The organism is Paraburkholderia sp. GAS199 (genome assembly GCF_050436585.1).
Classification (GTDB): domain Bacteria; phylum Pseudomonadota; class Gammaproteobacteria; order Burkholderiales; family Burkholderiaceae; genus Paraburkholderia.
Genome location: NZ_JBNDMM010000007.1, coordinates 46,417 through 67,021, shown reverse-complemented (window position 1 = coordinate 67,021; position 20,605 = coordinate 46,417). Strand labels below are relative to the sequence as shown.

The window sequence follows — 20,605 nt, the reverse complement described above, 5'->3', positions numbered from 1 at the left end:
CTAGGCGTCGTATCGCCATCGAGCCGAATCACCGTCACTCAGGACCGCAGAACCGCCGCAGCGCCACGATCTTCGACATGACCGCCCATCGCTTTCAGGACTCCGCCCGCTACTGGCGCACGCCGCTTCTGCCCGGCGCGGACCTGCTCACCGCCGAATATCGCGACCACGAATTTTCGCCGCATTGGCACGACGCCTACACGATCCCGGTGATCGTGGCCGGCGCCGAGGGCTATCGGTATCGCGGTTCGAACTATGTCGCCGAGGCGGGCAGCATTCCGATCATCAATCCCGGCGAGTTGCACACGGGTTCGAAAGCGATCGAGGACGGCTGGCGGTATCGCGTGATCTACGCGCCGGTGGACTACATCCGCGATCTCGCCGACGAAATCGCCGGCAAGCCGTGCGACATGCCGTGGTTCGAGCCGGGCGTGATCCGCGATATCGATCTGGCACAGCGTCTGATGCACGCCCACCGCCTGCTCGAATCCGGAGGCGATCCGCTGGCCGGCGAAGCTGCCATGCTCGACGCACTGTCGACGCTGCTCGCGCGCTATTCGCAGACTCAACCGGAAGCGGCCCGCCTTGCCACCGACGACGTGCGCGTCGCCACGATGCAGGAATGTCTGACGGGCGATCTCACGGCGTCCGTCACACTTGCAGAAATCGCGCGTGCGGCCGGTCTTTCAGCGTTTCACGCGGCGCGGCTATTCGCTCAGGCCACCGGCATGCCGCCGCACGCGTGGCGCAACCAGGTGCGCCTGCAGCGCGCCTTGGGGCCGTTGCGCGCCGGCGTCTCCGTCACCGAAGTGGCGGCAGCGAGTGGATTCACGGATCAAAGCCACTTCACGCGCCACTTCCGACGCATGTTCGGCGTTCCGCCAGGGCGCTGGCAGAGCAATTGAGGCGAGCGCCAAGGGTGTTGCAGGAGTTTGCGGCTTGGCGTTTAGCTCGCTTTCCCGCTTTCTCTATCTCCAGCGTCACCGCTGGCCGTTTGCCGTTTGCCGGCTTTCCAACTTTCCAACTTCCCGGCTTCCCGGCTTCCACCCTCCCCCTCCGCAAGAACGTACAAGCCCCTCCGCCCCCCGCCCGCTATGCTTCCCGTACCAAGGAGGCAAGATTGACCCATTCCATCTCCGGCCGGCACGAAAGCAACGGCCGCTTAAAAGCATTCACCGCCGGCGCGCGCGACATCATCCCGATGATGGTCGGTGCGGCGCCCTTTGGCGTCATCTACGGCACGCTCGTCGCGTCCGGTCCGCTGCAACTGTGGCATGGTCAGTTGATGTCGCTGGTCGTATTCGCCGGCTCGGCGCAATTCATTGCGCTCGGACTGATCGCGGGTCACGCGAGTTTCGCGGTGATCTGGGCGACGACGCTCGTCGTCAATCTGCGTCATGTGCTCTACAGCGCGACGCTGGCGCCGCACGTCGCGCATCTGTCGGCGCGCTGGCGCTGGGCGCTCGGCGCACTGCTCACGGACGAAGTCTTCGCGGTCGCGTGGGAACATTACCGGCATCGCGAGCCGGGCACGGTCGGTCCGCACTATTTCTTCGGCGCGGGCGTCGCCATGTATCTGAACTGGCAGATCTGGACCATCGCCGGTCTGCTGTTCGGCGCAGCCTTTCCAGGCCTGCAGTCGCTCGGGCTGGATTTCGCCATGGTCGCCACTTTCATCGCAATCGTGGTGCCGCAACTGGTCGCGTTGCGCTACATCGCGGCGGCCGTCACGGCGGGCGCACTGGCCTTTTTCTGGCAGGCATGGCCCTACAAGCTCGGGCTGCTCGGCGCAGTGTTCGCCGGCGTGGCGGTGGGCGTGCTGCTGTCCTCGCCGTGGCTGCGGCGCGACGGCGCGCGCGGCGACCGCTCGGCCACGCCCTCCAGCCCGCCGGAAAACGCGCAATCCACCGCACGCGAAACGGCGGGGAAATCGCCGCGTGAACTGCGGGAAAACAGCCGCGGCGCGGAGCACAACCTGAGCCACAACGCCGGCCGCACCGCCAACAACACCACCCGCGCCGCCGGAGCCTCGCAATGAACTACGTCGTCCTGATCCTCGGCATGGCGGCCATCACCTGGGTGATTCGCGCAGCCGTTTTCGTCCTGGGCGATCGGCTGGTATTCCCGCCGCTGGTGCGCACGGCGCTCGGTTTCGTCCCCGTGACGGTGTTGACGGCGATCATCGTGCCGATGGCGGTCTCGCCGCACGCAAACGGCGCCGAACTGACCTGGCGCAATCCGCAACTGGTCGGCGCATTGGCCGCTATCGCCGTGAGCGCGCTGACCCGGCGCCCGCTGCTGACCATCGCGGTCGGCCTCGCGGTGTTCTTTGCCTGGCAAGGTCTCGTACTCAAATGATCCGCACCGGCGCCGGCCTCCTCGCCGGCGCCGAGGTCCGCCTCTAAACCTGACGGCGATCAGACCGCATCCCTCAAGTTTCCTTCCAATCCGCCGATATGCAGTCGAGGTCCGCTCGTCGGGATACGTCCCGCTGGTTATGCGGCAACAGGCAGGAATCAAGCGCGCCGGCATCGGCGTCGTGTCTCGCGGGTCCGTGCGCCATCGGACGACACGATCATGCCGCGCGGGAGGACCAAACGGGATAACACATGGGTCAAATCACCCTCACACTCAAAGACGAGACCATTGCGACGCTGCGCAAGGATTTCGACGCCTTTCTGCGGGTCTCGCTGAAGCTCGACCCGCAGTTCGCGACGCCCTCGTTCGAGGACTTCTTGCGCGCCAAGCTGCTCGACAATATGGTGCCGCTGACCGAACACGCGGTTCAGCGGATGTTGCAGGGTGGTCAGTACGCGTGGGCGAAACGCACGCTGGACAAGGAGTTTCCGGATGTCGTCGCGATCCTGATGCGTCAGGCGGGCGAGTTCGGCTTCGGTTTCGCGTCGCGCGCAGAGTGGACGCCGGAAGAACTGGCGAAGCAGTGCCGCGACTGGGCGGCTGCCATCGTGAAGGAAGCGGAAGGCGACGCCGTGCTGATCGACCCGCTGGCGGCGCAGATCAAGAGCGCGTCTCAAGACATTCAGGCGCTGGAAGAAGTCATGCAGACACCCGCCTGGCGGCTCGTGGAATCGCTGCGCCAGCGCGTGTACGAAGCCAAGGTGGCCTGCGAGACGGGCGTGGGCAGCACCGCGCGCGAAAAGCTCGGCGAGTTGCGCGGTCTGCTGCGTCTGGGCATTTCGCACGGCTCGATCCAGAAGCAGGAAGCCCAGCAGATCATGGAATATCTGCGCCTGCTGAAGCCGGAAATCTTCGTCGAAGAACCGTACGACGTGTTCTCGCGCCTCGCCGCGTGGCTGCGCAATTTCTTCGTGCCGCCGCGTCCGGTCACCCAGCAGCAACAGCAGCGCCAGTCGCGCTGAACCACGGCGCGCGGCCCGCGCCGTGCGCATTCAACCAGGCAGCACTCAGTCCCACATCTTCCTGAGCTTCGCCCCGATCTCGAGCTTCGCGCGCGCCGCGGCGGCCAGCCCCGTAGCCGTGGGCGCGCTCGGCACCGGCACGCGCGGCCACGCGTAGGCATCGAACAGCGGCATCAGATGCGCCGGAATGAAACGCGTGCGCGACGCCCACACGTGACGGTCGCCCATATGCGTCTGGTTGTGCACGTAGAAACGCTGCGGCACGACGATATGCAGATCCTCTTTCGCACGCGTCATCGCCACGTATAAGAGGCGCCGCTCTTCGTCGATTTCCTCCTCGGTGCCCGTGCCCAGATCAGACGGAATACAGCCGTCGACGCCATTCAGCACGAACACGTTGCGCCACTCCTGACCTTTCGCGGAGTGGATCGTCGAGAGGATCAGATAGTCTTCGTCGAGCAGAGGCACGCCGGATTCGTCGCTGGTGGCGTCGGGCGGGTCGAGCGTCAACTCGGTCAGAAAGCGCTCGCGCGTCGGATACGTGGCCGCGATGCTTTCCATCTGCAACACGTCCGCATGACGGATGGCCGCGTCTTCGTGATTGCGCTCCAGATGCGGCTCGTACCAGCGACGCACCATCTCGAACTCGGCCGGCCATGGCGTCTGCCGTCCGTACACACTCGACATCAGCTTGACGAACGGATGCCAGTCTTCCTGCGCCCGCGCGGGCGGGGCGAACGCGGCCAGCGCATGACCGGCGTTTTCACCGAACTCGGCCGCTTCGCCCGCGAGCGCGCGGGCCACGACCTCGTCCAGCACCTTGGCCGCCGTTGCCGGACCGACGCCCGGCAGCAATTGCACGACCCGGAACCCGGCGACGCGATCGCGCGGATTCTCCGCCCAGCGCAGCACCGCGAGCACGTCCTTGACGTGCACCGAGTCGAGAAACTTCAGGCCGCCGAATTTCACGAACGGAATGTTGCGCCGGGTCAATTCGATCTCCAGCGCGGCACTGTGATGCGCGGCCCGAAACAGCACCGCCTGCGACTTCAGCGTCATGCCCTGCTCGCGCGCTTCCAGCACCTGCTCGACGATATAGCGCGCCTGGTCCGCTTCATCGGCGACCGTGACGAGGCGCGGGCGCTGCGCCGACGCCGTGTCGGTCCAGAGATTCTTGGTGTAGCGCTCGCTGGCGAGTTCGATGACCGCGTTCGACGCCGCCAGAATCGGCGCGGTCGAACGGTAATTGCGCTCCAGCGTGATCTGGCGCGCCGGCGGATCGAAGTGCGAGGGAAAGTCGAGAATGTTGCGAACCGTGGCGCCGCGAAACGAGTAGATCGACTGGGCGTCGTCGCCGACCACGGTCAGGCCGCAGCCGTCCGGCTTCAACGCGAGCAGGATCGACGCCTGCAGGCGGTTGGTGTCCTGATACTCGTCCACCAGCACGTGATCGAAGCGCGCCGACAGATCGGCGGCAATGGCCGGTTCCGCCGCCATGTGCGACCAGTACAGCAGCAGGTCGTCGTAATCGAGCACGCTCTGCTTCTGCTTGGCGTCCACGTACGACGCGAAAAGCATGCGCAAATCGGCTTCCCATTCGCGACACCACGGAAACGCCTGGTCCAGCACGTGGGTAAGCGATGCGCCGGTGTTGACCACGCGCGAGTAAATGGCAAAACAGGTGCTCTTGGCCGGGAAACGCCGCTCCTTCGCCGACAAACCGAGTTCGTGACGCACCAGATTCATCAGATCGGCGGAATCTTCCCGGTCGTTGATGGTGAACGCGGGGGCAAGGCCGATCAGATCGGCGTATTCGCGCAACAGTCGCGCGCCGACGCTGTGAAACGTACCCGACCACGTCAGGCCCTGCGCCAGCGCCGCTCGCGCGCCGAGCGCGGCGCCCGCGATGCGGCTGACGCGCCGCGTCATTTCGAGCGCTGCGCGGCGCGAGAACGTGAGCAGCAGGATGCGGCGCGGGTCGGCGCCCTTCACCACCAGATTGGCGACACGATGCGCGAGCGTGTTGGTCTTGCCCGAGCCCGCGCCGGCAATCACCAGCAGTGCGCCCGGCGGCTCGCCGGGACGGTCCGCGCCGTATTCGACGGCTTCGCGCTGTGCTTCGTTGAGCTTGGCCAGCCAGTCGGCCGCCTCGGCCGCGTCGGGCGATGCAGGCGAAGCGGACGGCGGCGGAGATTCGGCGACTGGAAGCACAGTGGATTGAGCGTGAGAAAGTCTTCGACCGGGTTGGGGAGACAGCGACGCATACTGTATATCCATACAACCCTCGCCGACAAGCGACCCTTTTTTCTGCGTGACGTCGGCGTCCTGCCCACCAATGAAAATGGCCCGGGGCGCATGGTGCGCACCGGGCCACGGTTCCATTCGGCAGCGAGGGCCGTCAGCCGGCTTACTGCTTCTTGGCGTCCTTCACGTTGGCGTCCGCGTTCGCCTTGTCGGCGTCGGCCTGAGCGTCCGTCTTTTTCTTGTCGGCCTTGGCTTGCGCCACCGACGCCTTCTTGTCGGCCTTCGATTGCTCCTTCGCGGCCTTCTTGTCGGCGTGCGTCACCGGCGCGGCGGCCGGGTCGCTAGCCTGCGCGAAAGCCATGGTCGACAGACAACCGGCAATCAGCGCGGCGTAGATCCTGCTCATCGATTTTTGGCGAGTCATGCGTACCTCCTTGATTGACGGGAGCGATTCCGCTGCCGGCGCGTGTCAGTGCGTCACGTTAGTGCTTCACGTCCGCGCCGTCGGTCTGGTCGCCCGCCTGACCTTGCATGTTCATCTTCATTTCGTTGTTGGCAGTCTGCTTGTCCGCCTTCTGGTTGATCTTGGCGTCACGCACCTGCTGCTTGTATTGCGACTTGGCGGCCTTCTGCTGATCCTTCAATTCCGCCTTCGATGCCTTCTTCGACGTGCGATAGTCGGCGTTGGCCTGAGCATTCGCGTCGCGCTTCTGCACCAGCGGATCGGTCGAACCCGACGCCGTCAGGCGGGTCGGTGCCGGCGTCACGCCTTGAGCGGCCGGTGCGGCCGGCGCCGCGCCCGGAGCCTGAACCTGCGCCGACATCGCGGCGTCCGGCTGGGTGGTTTGCGCCATGGCGGCCGTAGCGGCAAAGGCGGTCAAAGCGGTACCGATCAGGAGTGTGCGAATCTGGGTCATGGCTTAATCCTCTCTAAGTTTGTTGTGTCGCGAGCGCTCGATGGATCGTGGCGCGTGGTGTGTTCCGCTGTTCCACGGTCATTCACGTTGTTCACGTGAGGCGCCCGGCATCCCTGTCACTGGAAAACCAGCAAGCTTTCCTGCTGGAATCCACTTTAAGAGGGAAAATCGTGAGAAACGACCAGTGTTACGGAACGTTTCACTTTCCGACAATTGCATAACACTTGCATAACACCTGCTTGCAATTGCCTGTGCCGATCTTCCCGCGCACGCGACTTTCATCCAGGGCAAGCTTGTGGCTTATGATGCGAACCCTTTGCCTGAAGGTGCAAACGCCATGCCCAACCTCGATTTCACCCTGACCGGCGACTACGTCGAACTGCACAATCTCCTGAAGATAACGGGTCTCGCGGACAGCGGCGGCTCGGCGAAAATGATGGTCGCCGACGGCGCGGTCACGGTCGACGGCCGTGTCGAAACGCGTAAAACCTGCAAAATCCGCGCAGGCCAGGTCGTGCTGCTCGGCGACACGCGCATTGCCGTGCACGAAGCCTGACGACCGCGAGGCGCATACGCGGAGAGACGCCGCCCGCGTCCAACCGCCGACTCCGGAAAATCGCAGGACAGTACGCACCAGAATCGTGCTTCCTCCATCGACATTGCCTGACGAAGGCAATAAGCTGTCAGCTTCGATCGAACCGACAACCGGCTGACAGCCGCCGCTCGCATCCGGCGAGCCTTACCCTTCCATGACTCAATCCGGCTTCACCCGGGTCGCCGCCCGGCCGCCGACCCTCACCCGCCACGCCGCCGACACCGCCAGGCTCGCCGCGCCGCTCGCGATCGCGCAGTTGTCGCAGATGGCCATGGGCGTCACCGACACGATCCTGCTCGGCTCGCTGGGCGCCGACGCGCTCGCGGCCGGCGGTCTCGGCGCCAACCTGTTCTTCGTGGTGGTCACGTTGCTGCAGGGCGTGCTGACCTCGGTCAGCGTAAGCGTCTCGCACGCGCGCGGCGCGCAGAACGAGGGGCGTGTGCCGCACATCTACTGGACGGGTCTGGTGCTGTCGGTGCTGCTGTCGGTGCCGGCGTTCTTCCTGCTCTCGTTCGCCACGCCCATCCTGCTGGCGTTCGGCGAGCCGGCGCTGCTCGCGCACAACGTCGGCGAATATGCGGCGGTGCTGCGCTGGGGATCGCTGGGCAGCCTGATCGGCGTCGGACTGATGCGCTCGTTCCTGCCGGCAATCGGCGCGGCCAAGCGGCTGCTGTGGGTGTCGCTGGTTAGCGTGGTGGTCAACGGCCTGCTCAACTACGGGCTGATCCACGGTGTCTACGGTTTGCCGCGGCTGGGCTTTCTCGGCTCGGCGGCCGCCACCTCCATTACGGTCTGGCTGAGCGCGCTCGTGCTGATGGCCCTGCTGCATTTCCGGCCGCGCTACCGGCATTTCGTCGTCGCCACGCGGCCGAACGTGCCCCTGATGGGCGAACTGTTCGGCATCGGCTGGCCGGTCGCCATTACGTATGGCGTCGAATCCACGCTCTTTCTCGCTACCGGCCTGATGGTCGGCCTGCTGGGCGAATCGCAACTGGCCGCGCATCAGATTGCGCTGAACGTCGCCTCGGTGGCGTTCATGGTGCCGCTCGCCATCGGTCAGGCGGCCAATGTTCGGGTCGGCTACTGGTCCGGCGCCGGGCAGCCGCTCGCCGCCCGCCATGCCGGTTTCGTCGCGCTGGCGCTGGGCGTCGGCTTCATGACGCTGTCGGGCATCGTGCTGATCGCGGCACCGCACTGGATCGTCGGCCTCTACTTGCATCTCGACGACCCCGCGAACGCGGCCACCGTGACGCTCGCCAGTTCGCTGCTCGGCGTGGCGGCAATTTTCCAGATCGTCGACGGCATGCAGACGGTCGGTTCCGGCTGCCTGCGCGGTCTGAAAGACACACGCGTGCCGATGATCGCTGCAACCTTCGGTTACTGGGCGATCGGCTTCCCGACCGGCTACGTGCTTGCGTTTCACTTCGGCCTCGGCGCCCGCGGGCTGTGGTGGGGTCTGGCGGCCGGTCTCGCGAGTGTCGCGCTGCTCATGACCCTGCGCTTTCACAAACTGAGTCTGCGGCGCGGCGTGAGCAGCGCGTCCACGCCGACCGCCGGTTCCGCGTGACGGTCGAATGCAAAAGCCGAACGCAAAAACAGGACGCAAAGTCGCAGCGCGAAAGCGCGCCACGCGCTAAGCAAAGCAGAGATGATTGGTTTGCCGGCCGCGCGCGCCGCGTTACGATGAGTCATGTCTCCTTGACATACTCTGAATGGGTTTAACCCGCGCACGGCGCGGGTTTCTTTTTTTGTGCCGACGCTTTTCCGCGCTATCCTCCGCCGCTCACGGCCGCCGATTTCCCGCCCCGCCCGCCGTCAACGGTAAAATGCGCGTCCGGCTTGCCTGCGCGTATCGCGCGACGCCATCCGCGCACCTCATAAAGGTCCGCGCCGCCCGCTGCCCCATCCGCCGCCAGCGTGCATTGCCGCACTACGCAACACGCTTCCGGGCGCGCCGCTCACATGCCGCGCCGCTCGACCGACCTGTCTTCTCGCTATAAACACAATCAAGGACCACCCGTCATGCTTGCCCGCGTCACCCGCCTGTTTCCGCTCTGGGCCGTGCTCGTTTCGATCGCCGCGTATTGTTCGCCCGCCTCGTTCTCCGGAATTGCCCCGCACGTCACCACCCTTCTGACGATCATCATGCTGTCGATGGGCGTGACGTTGTCGGTCGCCGACTTCCAGCGCGTCTTCACACGCCCCGCTCCGGTGATCGCCGGCATCGTGCTGCACTACCTCGTCATGCCGCTGGCCGCCTGGGTCATCGCCAAGGCACTGCGCATGCCGCCCGATCTCACCGCCGGCATGGTGCTCGTCGGCAGCGTGGCGAGCGGCACAGCATCGAACGTGATGATCTATCTGGCGCGCGGCGACGTCGCCCTTTCGGTGACGATCAGCGCGCTTTCGACCCTCGTCGGCGTGTTCGCGACGCCGCTGCTCACGCGCCTTTACGTGGACGCCTCGATTGCGGTCGACGTGCACGGCATGCTGATGAGCATTCTGCAGATCGTCGCACTGCCGATCGTGGTCGGCCTCGTGGTGAATCATTTCTTCAACAAGGCCGTGCGCAAGGTCGAGCCGATCCTGCCGCTGATCTCGATGATTTCGATCGTGCTGATCATCGGCGCGGTGGTGGGCGGCACGCAGAAGAGCATCGCTTCCGTCGGTCTGGTGGTGATGGTCGGCGTGGTGTTGCATAACGGCATCGGCCTGCTCGGCGGCTACTGGGGCGGCAAGCTGCTCGGCTTCGACGAAGCCGTGTGCCGTACGCTCGCCATCGAAGTCGGCATGCAGAATTCCGGACTCGCCGCGACGCTCGGCAAGCTGTACTTCACGCCGATCGCGGCCTTGCCCGGCGCGCTGTTTTCGGTGTGGCACAACCTGTCCGGCTCGCTGCTCGCGGGCTACTGGGCCGGCCGCCCGGCGAAGGGTTCCACCCATCCGGACGGTCAGCGCTCGCTGAACGCCGAGCGCGGCTAAGCGGCTCGCACGCCGCCGGGCTTTCGCAGTCCGCGGCCTTCTCTGGGCTCCGTGCGCGCCGCCCGCGCACGGACACCGCATATGGACACTTCTCGCAGCGCATCGGCATCGCACCTTGCTCTCAAGGCCGCGATCCGAAAGCCTGACATGAATGAAGACGCAGCCCGACACGGCTCGACCGCCCCTTCCCTCAATTCCCCTTAGAATGCATTTCTCGCCAGCGCGTACGACGTCTGGATCCGCGCGATGAGAAGCCTGCCATCAAGGGAGAAAACAGCGTGCCGGGGTATCAAGATCAAAACCAGACTACAACGCAATACGAGCGCGTGCGACGCGCGCACCTGAGCCGATCGACCTGGAGTACAACGAAGCAGTTTTTTCTGCTCTGCCTTGCTTCGGCATGTTTGACCGCCTGCGCGACCAAGCCACCCGCCACCGCCTTCGACCGTCCGGTCACCCACGCCCTTCCCGCTACCGACACCAATCCGCTGCACAACGCGCTCGCGCCGCTCGAAGCCGCGCATCCGGGACAGTCGGCCTTCCGTGTGCTGTCGAGCGGCACCGACGCCTTGCAGATGCGCATCGCGCTCGCCCGCGCCGCGACAAAGACGCTGGACATGCAGTACTACATCGCCAACGAAGACACCACCGGCAAGCTGCTGCTCGGTGCCGCGCTCTATGCGGCCGACCACGGTGTGCGCGTGCGCATGCTGGTCGACGATCTGAACTTCAAGGACATCGACCGCGTGATGGCGGGTCTGAACTCGCACGACAAGATCGAGATCCGCGTGTTCAATCCGTTCGGCAGCGCGCAGGAAGGCGTGTTCGAGCGCACCACGAATCTCTTCACGCAGATCGGCCACTTCACGCGGCGCATGCACAACAAGGCGATGATCGCGGACAACCAGCTGGCGATCGTCGGCGGCCGCAATCTCGGCGACGAATATTTCAGCGCCAGCGAGACGCTGCAATTCCGCGACCTCGACGTGCTCGCAGCCGGTCCGATCACCGCCGACGTTTCCGCCAGCTTCGACGACTACTGGAACAGCAGCATTTCCTATCCGTTGCGCGCGCTGAACAAACAGAAATTCGACGCGAAAGAACTCGACCAGACGCGCGACGATCTGCGGCAACACTGGCGCACCAATGCCGATCCGTACAACGCGAAACCCCTGAACGCCACGCCGCTCGCCGCGCAGATCGCCAAAGATCAACTCGCGCTGACCTGGGCGCCCGCGGAGTTCAAGGCCGACCTGCCGGAGAAGATCGAGCATCCGTCGCCCGATTACGTGAGTCCGCCCATGCAGCGGCTCGGCGAGTTGATGAAAGACGCGCAGAAAGACTTCCTGATCATCTCGCCTTATTTCGTGCCGCACGAATCCGGCGTGAAGGCGGCGAGCGAACTGACGCGGCGCGGCGTGCGCATCGCTGTCCTGACCAATTCGCTCGCCGCCACCGACGCCGTCGCCGTGCAGGCGGGCTATAGCCCGTTCCGCGTGCCGCTGCTGCAGCAAGGCGTCGAACTGTACGAATTCAAGCCGGACCAGCAACCGCCGCGCGCGAGTTTCGTGGGCTCGCGTTCGCGCGCGAGTCTGCACGCCAAGACCTACGTGATCGACCACAAGATTCTGGTGATCGGTTCGATGAATCTCGACCCGCGCTCGGCCAATCTGAACACCGAACTCGCGCTCGTGATTCATAGCCCGGTGCTCGCCGAACAGGTCGCGCAAATCTTCGCGCGCGCCACCGCGCCGCAGGAAAGCTATCGCGTCACGCTCGCCGACGACGCACAGATCGCCTATCTGCGCTCAATCGGCGCGCCGCTCTCGCCGCTCGTCTGGAGCGACGAAGAAAACGGCGTGCGCCGCACCTACATTTTCGATCCTCAAGCGGGCTTGTACCGTAACGCGCTAACAGGACTATTCTCCTTATTGCCTGTCAACGCAGAACTTTGAAGCGGAGTGGATGATGACTGAAGACGTACGAATGGAGCGTGACACATTCGGTGAAATCGCCGTGCCGAACGCTCGTTTATGGGGCGCGCAGACCCAGCGCTCGTTGCAGAATTTCCGCATCTCGACCGAGAAGCAGTCGCCCGAACTGATCACTGCGCTCGCCGTGATCAAGCGCTCCGCCGCGGAAGTCAATCACGGTCTGGGCGTGCTCGACGAAAGCAAGGCGAAGGCGATCATCCAGGCCGCCGACGAGATCATCGCAGGCAAGCATCCCGACGAATTCCCGCTTGCTGTCTGGCAAACGGGCTCGGGCACGCAGACCAACATGAACCTGAACGAGGTCATCGCGAATCGGGCGAGCGAACTGCTCGGCGGCGAGCGCGGCGAATCGCGCAAGGTGCATCCGAACGACGACGTCAATCGCGGCCAGTCGTCCAACGACGTGTTCCCGACCGCCATGCACGTGGCCGCGGCCTATGCCATCGTCAAGCATCTGCTGCCGTCGCTCAAGACGCTGCGCGACACGCTCGACGGCAAGGCCCGCGCGTTCGCCGGCATCGTCAAGATCGGCCGGACCCATTTGCAGGACGCCACGCCGCTGACGCTCGGTCAGGAGTTTTCCGGCTATGTCGCGCAGCTCGATCACGGCATCCGTCACGTGGAATCGGCGCTGCCGCATCTGTACGAACTCGCGCAAGGCGGCACGGCGGTCGGCACCGGCCTGAACGCGCATCCGCAATTCGCCGATAAGGTCGCGGCCGCGATCGGCAAGCAGACCGGCCTGCCGTTCGTCTCGGCGCCCAACAAGTTCGAGGTGATGGCCGCGGCCGACGCGCTGGTGTTCGCGCACGGCGCGTTGAAGACGGTGGCGGCGAGTCTGAACAAGATCGCCAACGACATCCGCTGGCTGGCGAGCGGGCCGCGTTGCGGACTCGGCGAACTGTCGATCCCGGAAAACGAACCGGGCAGCTCGATCATGCCGGGCAAGGTCAATCCGACCCAGTCCGAAGCCCTGACGATGCTGTGCTCGCAAGTGTTCGGCAACGACGTCGCGGTGAATATCGGCGGCGCGAGCGGCAACTTCGAGCTCAACGTGTTCCGCCCGATGATCGCGCATAACGTGCTGCAATCGGTTCGTCTTCTGGCGGACGGCGCGCAGAGTTTCAACGACAACTGCGCGGTCGGCATCGAGCCGAATCACGAGCGCATCGACACGCTGCTCAATGAATCGCTGATGCTGGTGACGGCGCTCAATCCGCACATCGGCTACGACAAAGCCGCGCAGATCGCGAAGAAAGCGCACAAGGAAGGTACGACGCTGAAGGCGTCGGCGCTGGCGCTCGGTTACGTCACCGAGCAGCAGTTCGACGAGTGGGTCATACCGAAGGACATGGTCGGCAACACGGCCGGCTGATCTTCGCACGCGCCGCCGTGGCGACATGATGCGAAAGTCCACGTCATGTCGCCGGCCGGCCGTACGGTCGGCCGGCGGCTTACACCTTGCCCTGCGCCACTTCTTCCGGCTTCAGTTCGACGATCGCGTCGAGCGCTTCTTTCACGTCCATCGCGTACTTGGCAAGACGCTTCTGCTCTTCCGTTTCCGGCACGAACGCCGGCACCGGCACCGGATGACCGTTTTCGTTGACGGCCACCATCACGACCAGACAATCCGTGGTTTGCAGCAACTCGCCGCCTTTCGGGTCGCCGGCCTGAACCGACACGTGGATGTGCATGCTGGTGCGGCCCGTCGCCACGACGCGCGCTCGCAACTCGACCAGATTGCCCACCAGAATCGGCCGTCGAAAGCGGATATTGCCGACGCTGACCGTGACGCAGTAACGCCCCGACCACACCGCCGAGCACGCATACGCGGTTTCGTCGATCCACTTCATCAAGGCGCCGCCGTGCACTTTGCCGCCGAAGTTGACCGAGCTCGGCTCGGCCAGAAAGCGGAAAGTGGTTTCGGAACGGTCCAGCGGCGCAAAGGCAGGGGTGCTCATCTTGACTCCGGTCAATCGAATGCATTGAAAGGAGGCGATTATACGAGCGCCATATTGACTATGTTGTGGCTTGATCGCGTGCCATGCCGGGTAGGGGTTTGGCACGGCATGACGCCGTCAATAGCCTGGTGAGCTTTCATTCAGCCGCGACCCGTGCGGCGGCGGTGTTGTTGCCGTTGCCGTTGCCGACATGAAGCGCTCGCGGTAATCGAGCGGCAGCACGCCGAAGCGCCGCACGAAGGCGCGGCGCAGGTTCTGTTCGCTGCCGAAACCGCAGTCGAGCGCGATCCGTTTGAGCGGCCGGCGCGATTCCGCGAGCGAATGGGCCGCCGCTTCGAGTCGCAAAGCCGAGACGGTTTTGGCCGGCGTGCGGCCGACCTCGCCGACGTAGCGGCGCGCAAAAGTACGCGGACTCATCTGCGCGCGTTCGGCGAGTCGCTCGACCGAAAGATCGTCGCGCAAATGCGCCGCCATCCAGCCATGCAAGGCCTCGAACGGGCCGTCCGTCGACGCTTGCGCCGCCAGCGCCGCGCTGAACTGCGACTGTCGGCCCGGCCGCTTCATGAACACCACCAGCCGCCGCGCCGCCTGCATCGCTACCGCGTGGCCGACGTCTTCTTCGATCAGCGCCAGCGCGAGGTCGATGCCTGCCGTGACGCCCGCCGAAGTCCAGACGGCTTGCGCGCCGTCGCCGGGCTGAACGTCGCAGATGAAAATCGGATCGGCGTCCACCTGGACGCGTGGAAAGCGTCGGGCGAGCAGCGCTGCATCGCGCCAGTGCGTGGTCGCGCGCCGGCCGTCGAGCAGGCCCGCCGCGGCGAGGTAGAAAGCGCCGGTGCACACCGAGCAGACGCGCCGCGCCTGCGGCGCACGGCGCGCGATCCACGCGACGAGTTCCGCTTGTAGCGAGTCCGGTTCGTCCACTGGAATGCCGGGCACGATGAGCGTGTCGATCGGCAGATCGTCGAGCGAATCGAGCCGTTCGGTGACCACCGGCAGACCGGGGAAAGTTTGCAGGACGCCGCCGTCGATCGACGCAACGGTCGTGCGATAAGCCACCGGCCCAGATGCATCACCGGACTCGCCCGCTCTGAGCGTCAACTCGGCGCGCCAGAAAGCCTCCAGCGGACCGCATGCGTCGAGCAGCACGAGGTCGGGTGCGACCGCGAACACGATATGCCGCACAGTCATCGGAAATTCGCCTCCTTCAGTTTCTGGTTGCGCGACCAGGCGTAGGCCAGCGTCGTCAGTGCCGCCATGCCGAGCAGCGGAAAAATGGCCGCGTTGATCGTGGCCCAGCCGAAACGCGCCAGCAATTGCCCGGCGAACAGCGAGCCCAGCGCGGTGAACGCGAAGGTGGTGAATTCGCTGGTCGCCTGGGTTTTAGCGCGCTCGGCGGGACGGTACGACTGCGCGAGCAAGGTCGAACCGCCCACGAACATGAAATTCCAGCCGACACCGAGACACGCCAGCGCGGCGTAGAAATACGGCAGATCGGTGGAGTGCAAGGCGAACACGCCGCACAGCGCCGACAGTACGATGCCCGCGCCGATCACACGCAGCACGCCGAAACGCCGGATCAGCCCGGCCGACACCAGCGAAGGCGCGAACATGCCGACCAGATGCCACTGGATGATCGCGGCGCCGTCGCCGATCGTGTGGCCGCAGGCGACGGCCGCGATCGGCGTGGCGGTCATCACGAACATCATGACCGCGTTGCCGAGCGCGTTGTTGGCCAGCGCCGCCGCGAAGATCGGCTGACGCACGATCTCGCCGAGCGGCCGGGCGGCTTCATGCGCCGCTGCGTGATTCGCGGACGGAGCAGCGTCACGATACAGCGTGGCCAGCAAGACGATCGAGACGAGTCCGAAGCCGGTGACGAGCGCATACGATCCCGCGAACGCCACCGGCGCGAGCCAGTCCTTGCTCCAGGCGGCGAGCAAGGGCCCGCAAACCGCCGCGACCACGCCGCCTGTCAACACCGTCGAAATGGCGCGGCTCTTGTGATCGACGCCGACCGCATCGGCGGCGGCGAGACGGTAGTACTGCGCGAATGCCTGAAACACGCCTACCGTGGACGTGCCGGCGCAGAACGCCCAGAAACTCTGGTGGAAGATGGCCCAGACCGACACCGCGCCGCCCACTGCGCCGACGGCCGCGCCGAGCATGAAGCCCGCGCGGCGACCGATACGCGCCATCAGGAAAGACGCGAAGATCGTGGTCAGCGCGGCGGCCACGGTGATCAGCGAAAACGGCAAGGTGGCGAAGGCTTTGTCGCGGGCGAGCGTGTAGCCCACCAGGCCGGTCAAGGTCAGGTCGATGGAGACGGACGAGGTGTAGAGCGCCTGGCACACCGCCAGCACGCGGGCGGCGCGGCGGCTGTGCGGATCGGCGTCGCGCGGAGCCGTCTGGCTGACGGCGACGGAAGGTGCGGCGGGCGGTGGCGTAGGCGGCATCGGGGCTTCGGGAACGGGTGACGGTCGGGTAATCGTCACACGGCGCACTTTGGCAGAGATGCCAATGATGCTTCAATTCCAGCCATTCGTCCGATTGCCGATCAACTCTGGCGAGATCGTCCGGACGCCGCAGCGGGCCTACTTGTGAAAACTGATGCCTTCGTCGAGCGTGCCGTACATCGTGACGCTGCCCGTCCCCGCGCCGGACGACGAACCGCCCTGAGCGCATGCCCCCAGCAGCAAAGCGGCGGCTACCGCCGCAGCGGCAAAGAAGAATTTCATGACGACTTATCCTGCAAAGACAGGCTTCGATTCTAGCCTGGTGCCCTCGTACGACGCGGCAAGCGCCCGGAGCGCCCTGCCCGCCCGCGATCCACGCCTTTTCGTCGACACTACATCCGACGTTTCACGCTAAGCTGAAACATCGCCTACCGCCACCCGTTAGAGTGAATGTCTCGATGGCGGTCCATGCCGCTCATGACGCCAGAGACTTATCGGAGACGCCTCATGCCCGCGATCCTCGCAGACGAACAGAACCACTTCCCCGGTCTCAGCCGCATCGGTGCGCTGCTCGCCGACCCCGGCCGCGCCGCCATGCTGTGGGCGCTGATGGACGGCAGCGCGCGCCCCGCCGGCGAGCTGACCCTCATCGCCGGCCTGTCGCCGTCGGCGGCCAGCGCCCACCTCGCGCGTCTGACCGACGGCGGTCTGCTGGCGCTGGAGGTGCGCGGGCGGCATCGCTATTTCCGGATCGCGTCGGCGGAAATTGCGGCCTCCATCGAAGCGCTCGCCAACGTCGCCCAGGTCAGCGCGCCGCAACGCAGTGCGCCGCGTCCCGCGCGCACCGTGCCCGTCGACATGCGCTACGCGCGCACCTGCTACGACCACATGGCGGGCGAGTTGTCGGTGCAGGTCTTCGAGCGGCTGATGAAACGCGGTCTGCTGACCTTGCACGGCACGACGCTCGAAGCGACGCCCGACGGTGCCGCCCGCTTCGCCGAATGGGGCATCGACATGAGCGCGCAGAAAAGCCGCCGGCGCCGCTTTGCCTGCACCTGTCCCGACTGGAGCGAGCGGCGTCCGCATCTGGGCGGCGCGCTCGGTGCGGCGCTGCTCGATTCGTGGACCACGCACGGCTGGGTCGAGCGCACGGAGCGGCCGCGGATTCTGCGCGTCACGCCGTCCGGTCATCGGCATTTCGACGCGCTTCTGACGAACTGAAAACGGCTCGAACCGCCCATTGGGCCGACGAAAGGCGTTATCGAGACCTTTTGTTACACGGCGGTGAGACCGCCTTACAAATGTGGGGGCCTTGAAACAATCGCCACGGGTACAGTGACTCACGGATGCAGCAAGATGCCGCGTCCGTCGGAGATAAACCATGAGAACAGTCACCAGAACCCAACATTCGACCCGGCGCGTGATCGGCTACACGATGATCGCAGCAGCCGCATTCATGCTCAGCTCGCAGATCACGCTCGCGCAGGAAGCCGGCATGCCGCCGCCGGGCGCGGTCGCCGACAATCCGCAAGGCGGACCGCAGACTTCGCCGAACGGCGATCCGCCGGGACGCATCGCGCGCCTGAACTACACGGCCGGCGCCGTCACCACCGAGCCGGCCAGCGCGACCGACTGGTCTTACGCGCAGATCAACCGTCCGCTCACCACCGGCGACCAGCTCTGGAACGACCAGAACGCGCGCTCCGAATTGCATATCGGCTCGACCGCGTTGCGACTCGACCAGTCCACCAGCCTCGACATCCTCAATCTCGACGACAACACCGCGCAACTGAAGGTCGTGCAAGGCACGCTGTCGGCGCGGGTCCGCGAACTGCCGCCGGGCTCGTCGTACGAGATCGACACGCCTAATCTCGCGCTGGGCCTGAACGGTCCCGGCGACTACCGCGTCGATGTGGCGCCGGACGGCAGCAGCACGACCGTCACCGTGCGCAGCGGCAGCGCCACGGTGTACGGCGAGGCCGGTCAGGTGCCGGTGGCGGCGGGTCAACAGATCCGCTTTGCGGGCACCAACCTGCAACAGGCCGCGGACAACGGCGCGCCGGGTCTCGACGGCTTCGATCAATGGGCCGCGAGCCGCGATGCCGCGGAAGATCGCTCGGTGTCGGCGCGCTACGTGTCGCGCGACATTCCGGGCTATCAGGACCTCGACGCCAACGGTACGTGGCGCAGCACGCCGCAATACGGCGAAGTCTGGGTGCCGCGCGCCACGCCGGCCGGCTGGGCGCCTTATCACGACGGTCACTGGGTCTGGCAGGCGCCGTGGGGCTGGACATGGGTCGACGACGCGCCGTGGGGCTTCGCGCCGTATCACTACGGACGCTGGGCGCAGATCGACGACTCGTGGGCGTGGGTGCCGGGCCCGGTCGTGGTCGACCAGCCGCCCGTGTATGCGCCGGCGCTGGTCGGCTTCGTGGGCGGCGGCGGCGGTGGCGGCGTCGATTGGGGCGTGAGTCTGGCCATCGGCGGCGCGGTCGCGGCGGGTGTCGCGTGGTTCCCGCTCGGTCCGGGCGAACCGTGGCATCCGCGCTGGGGCGGTCACGACAACTGGAGCCCGCGCTACTACGACCGGGTGAACCGCACCACCATCGTCAACAACTACAACCGCAACGTGACGAACGTGAACGTGACCAACATTCACAACACGTACGTCAACTATCGTCCGGGTGCGGTCACGGCGGTGCCGGCAACCGCCTTCGTCCATGGACAACCTACTGGCCGTTTTGCGCAGAAGGTCGATCCGCGTCAGTGGCGCAATGCCCAGATCAACCCGGGCGGCCCCGGAATCGCCCCGGTCAAGGAGAGCTTCAGCCCGGGTCTGCGCAACGCCAATTACCGGCCGCCGGCCAATGCGATGACGCGGCCGGTCGTCGCCACGCGTAACCCGGCCATGCCGGCGGCGTACCACGACAACCTCGCCCAGCATTTCGCGCAGAACGGCGGACGGGTGCCCGGTGCGGGCGCGCCGATCGTGCGCACTTCCGTGCCGGCGCATATGGCCGGCGCACCGGGCATGCCGGCGCAGAACGTGCGCGTCGTGCAGTCGCATATGGCCGGCCGTGCGCCGGGCATGGCGCCGGGCGCGCCGAACTTCGCCCAGCAGGCGGGGCAACGTCCGGGTGAAGCGGTGCCGAACGGTCAGCCGCCGCGCGGTGGCGAACCGCAAGCGCGACCGGGCGTGCCGCCGCAGATGGCGAACCAGCGTCCGCAACAGGGTGAAGCCGGTCGTCCGGGCAACGGCGTGCCGCATCCGCCGCAAGTCAACGGCGCCGTGGGTGCGAACGGTGGCAATGGCGGCAACCCGAACGCATTCGCCCAGCAACACGGCGCGCCGGCGCAAATGGGGCAGCCGGGACAGCAGGCCGAGGCCAACGGACGTCACGAGCCGGCCTGGACGCAGCCGCATACGCCGATGGCGCAACAGCGCGGCGGTCTGCAGGAACAGGCCGGTCGGCCGAACTACGCGCAGCAGCCGGGTGCGCAACCGAACGCGGCCATGCAGCAGCACGGCGCGCCGCGTCCGGCGGAAAACGCCGCCGCGGAACAGGCTCGGCAGCAGCAGCGTCAGCCTGAAGCACAGGCACCGCGTCCGCAGCCGATGCAACCGGCCCAGCAAGCCCAGCCGCGCCAGGAGTTTCATCCGCAGCCGGCGCAGCAGGCTCGCGAAGAGCAGCGTCAGCAGATGCAGGCACAGCAGCAGGCCCAGGCGCAGCGTCAGCAAATGCAGGCGCAGCAGCAGGCCCAGGCGCAGCGTCAGCAGATGCAGGCGCAGCAGCAGGCCCAGGCGCAACGTCAGCAGATGCAGGCGCAGCAGCAACGTCAGGAACCGCGTCCCCAGCCGCAACCGCAGCGTGTCGAGCAGCCGCGTCCGCAAGCACAGCCGCAGCGTGCCGAACAGCCGCGTCCTCAGCCGCAACGCGCCGAGCAGCATTCGGGCGGCGGCAACCGCGACGAGCACCATCGGGGTTGAGTCCGTCTGACGAGCGACGCCCGCTTTCCGGTGACGCAAGTAAAAAACCCCCGCGATCTGCATCGCGGGGGTTTTTCTTTGTGCATCT

At 66.0% G+C, this 20,605-nt stretch carries 17 protein-coding genes and 1 pseudogene; 11 read left to right on the top strand and 7 right to left on the bottom strand.

From position 1 onward, the window contains the following. Window positions 1-77: 77 nt before the first annotated feature. From P3T18_RS24740 to P3T18_RS24725, 4 genes and pseudogenes are all read left to right on the top strand, one after another. Window positions 78-905, top strand: coding sequence for an AraC family transcriptional regulator (locus tag P3T18_RS24740; protein ID WP_429302611.1), 828 nt, complete (start codon window positions 78-80; stop codon window positions 903-905). 296 nt (window positions 906-1,201) lie between these two features. Continuing rightward, a pseudogene (locus P3T18_RS24735) lies at window positions 1,202-1,876 on the top strand (AzlC family ABC transporter permease); the annotation flags it as partial. Window positions 1,877-2,034: 158 nt separating this feature from the next. After that, on the top strand, window positions 2,035-2,358 hold the full coding sequence (locus P3T18_RS24730; RefSeq protein ID WP_429302610.1) for an AzlD domain-containing protein: 324 nt from the start codon (window positions 2,035-2,037) through the stop codon (window positions 2,356-2,358). Window positions 2,359-2,609: 251 nt separating this feature from the next. Continuing rightward, window positions 2,610-3,380 (top strand): DUF4088 family protein, encoded by a 771-nt coding sequence (locus tag P3T18_RS24725; RefSeq protein WP_429302609.1) that lies wholly within the window; start codon window positions 2,610-2,612, stop codon window positions 3,378-3,380. Between the two features lie 45 nt (window positions 3,381-3,425). Here P3T18_RS24725 and P3T18_RS24720 read toward each other — a convergent pair whose 3' ends face one another. The 3 genes from P3T18_RS24720 to P3T18_RS24710 all read right to left on the bottom strand — a co-directional run bounded on the left by P3T18_RS24720 (window position 3,426) and on the right by P3T18_RS24710 (window position 6,541). After that, the gene (locus P3T18_RS24720) at window positions 3,426-5,591 is read right to left on the bottom strand and encodes an ATP-dependent helicase (RefSeq protein WP_429302608.1); all 2,166 of its coding nucleotides are present in this window, start codon (window positions 5,589-5,591) and stop codon (window positions 3,426-3,428) included. 196 nt (window positions 5,592-5,787) lie between these two features. Continuing rightward, window positions 5,788-6,048 carry a hypothetical protein gene (locus tag P3T18_RS24715; protein WP_429302607.1) on the bottom strand — a complete coding sequence of 87 codons (261 nt, stop codon included), beginning with the start codon at window positions 6,046-6,048 and terminating at the stop codon, window positions 5,788-5,790. Between the two features lie 58 nt (window positions 6,049-6,106). Then, window positions 6,107-6,541 carry a hypothetical protein gene (locus tag P3T18_RS24710; RefSeq protein ID WP_429302606.1) on the bottom strand — a complete coding sequence of 145 codons (435 nt, stop codon included), beginning with the start codon at window positions 6,539-6,541 and terminating at the stop codon, window positions 6,107-6,109. A 337-nt stretch (window positions 6,542-6,878) separates the two neighbouring features. Between P3T18_RS24710 and P3T18_RS24705 the strand changes: the two genes are divergently transcribed. The 5 genes from P3T18_RS24705 to fumC all read left to right on the top strand — a co-directional run bounded on the left by P3T18_RS24705 (window position 6,879) and on the right by fumC (window position 13,487). Beyond that, window positions 6,879-7,097 (top strand): RNA-binding S4 domain-containing protein, encoded by a 219-nt coding sequence (locus P3T18_RS24705; protein WP_011489423.1) that lies wholly within the window; start codon window positions 6,879-6,881, stop codon window positions 7,095-7,097. A 193-nt stretch (window positions 7,098-7,290) separates the two neighbouring features. Further along, complete coding sequence (locus tag P3T18_RS24700; protein WP_429302605.1) at window positions 7,291-8,703, top strand: MATE family efflux transporter; 1,413 nt, start codon at window positions 7,291-7,293, stop codon at window positions 8,701-8,703. 455 nt (window positions 8,704-9,158) lie between these two features. Further along, complete coding sequence (gene panS / locus P3T18_RS24695; RefSeq protein WP_429302604.1) at window positions 9,159-10,118, top strand: ketopantoate/pantoate/pantothenate transporter PanS; 960 nt, start codon at window positions 9,159-9,161, stop codon at window positions 10,116-10,118. Between the two features lie 278 nt (window positions 10,119-10,396). Continuing rightward, window positions 10,397-12,073 carry a phospholipase D family protein gene (locus P3T18_RS24690; protein ID WP_429302603.1) on the top strand — a complete coding sequence of 559 codons (1,677 nt, stop codon included), beginning with the start codon at window positions 10,397-10,399 and terminating at the stop codon, window positions 12,071-12,073. A gap of 13 nt (window positions 12,074-12,086) precedes the next feature. After that, window positions 12,087-13,487 (top strand): class II fumarate hydratase, encoded by a 1,401-nt coding sequence (gene fumC, locus P3T18_RS24685; protein ID WP_429302976.1) that lies wholly within the window; start codon window positions 12,087-12,089, stop codon window positions 13,485-13,487. A 79-nt stretch (window positions 13,488-13,566) separates the two neighbouring features. Here fumC and P3T18_RS24680 read toward each other — a convergent pair whose 3' ends face one another. The 4 genes from P3T18_RS24680 to P3T18_RS24665 form a co-directional block, all read right to left on the bottom strand. Next, window positions 13,567-14,073 (bottom strand): acyl-CoA thioesterase, encoded by a 507-nt coding sequence (locus tag P3T18_RS24680; RefSeq protein WP_429302602.1) that lies wholly within the window; start codon window positions 14,071-14,073, stop codon window positions 13,567-13,569. 117 nt (window positions 14,074-14,190) lie between these two features. Next, the gene (locus tag P3T18_RS24675; protein WP_429302601.1) at window positions 14,191-15,264 is read right to left on the bottom strand and encodes a GlxA family transcriptional regulator; all 1,074 of its coding nucleotides are present in this window, start codon (window positions 15,262-15,264) and stop codon (window positions 14,191-14,193) included. Beyond that, window positions 15,261-16,529 carry an MFS transporter gene (locus P3T18_RS24670; protein ID WP_429302600.1) on the bottom strand — a complete coding sequence of 423 codons (1,269 nt, stop codon included), beginning with the start codon at window positions 16,527-16,529 and terminating at the stop codon, window positions 15,261-15,263. The genes P3T18_RS24675 and P3T18_RS24670 overlap by 4 nt, the downstream gene beginning before the upstream one ends. Before the next feature lie 138 nt (window positions 16,530-16,667). After that, entirely contained in the window at window positions 16,668-16,811 is a 144-nt protein-coding gene (locus tag P3T18_RS24665) for a hypothetical protein (RefSeq protein ID WP_429302599.1), read from the bottom strand. A gap of 225 nt (window positions 16,812-17,036) precedes the next feature. Between P3T18_RS24665 and P3T18_RS24660 the strand changes: the two genes are divergently transcribed. Continuing rightward, complete coding sequence (locus P3T18_RS24660) at window positions 17,037-17,750, top strand: ArsR/SmtB family transcription factor (protein WP_429302598.1); 714 nt, start codon at window positions 17,037-17,039, stop codon at window positions 17,748-17,750. 160 nt (window positions 17,751-17,910) lie between these two features. Then, entirely contained in the window at window positions 17,911-20,517 is a 2,607-nt protein-coding gene (locus tag P3T18_RS24655) for a DUF6600 domain-containing protein (RefSeq protein WP_429302597.1), read from the top strand. Window positions 20,518-20,605: the final 88 nt, after the last annotated feature.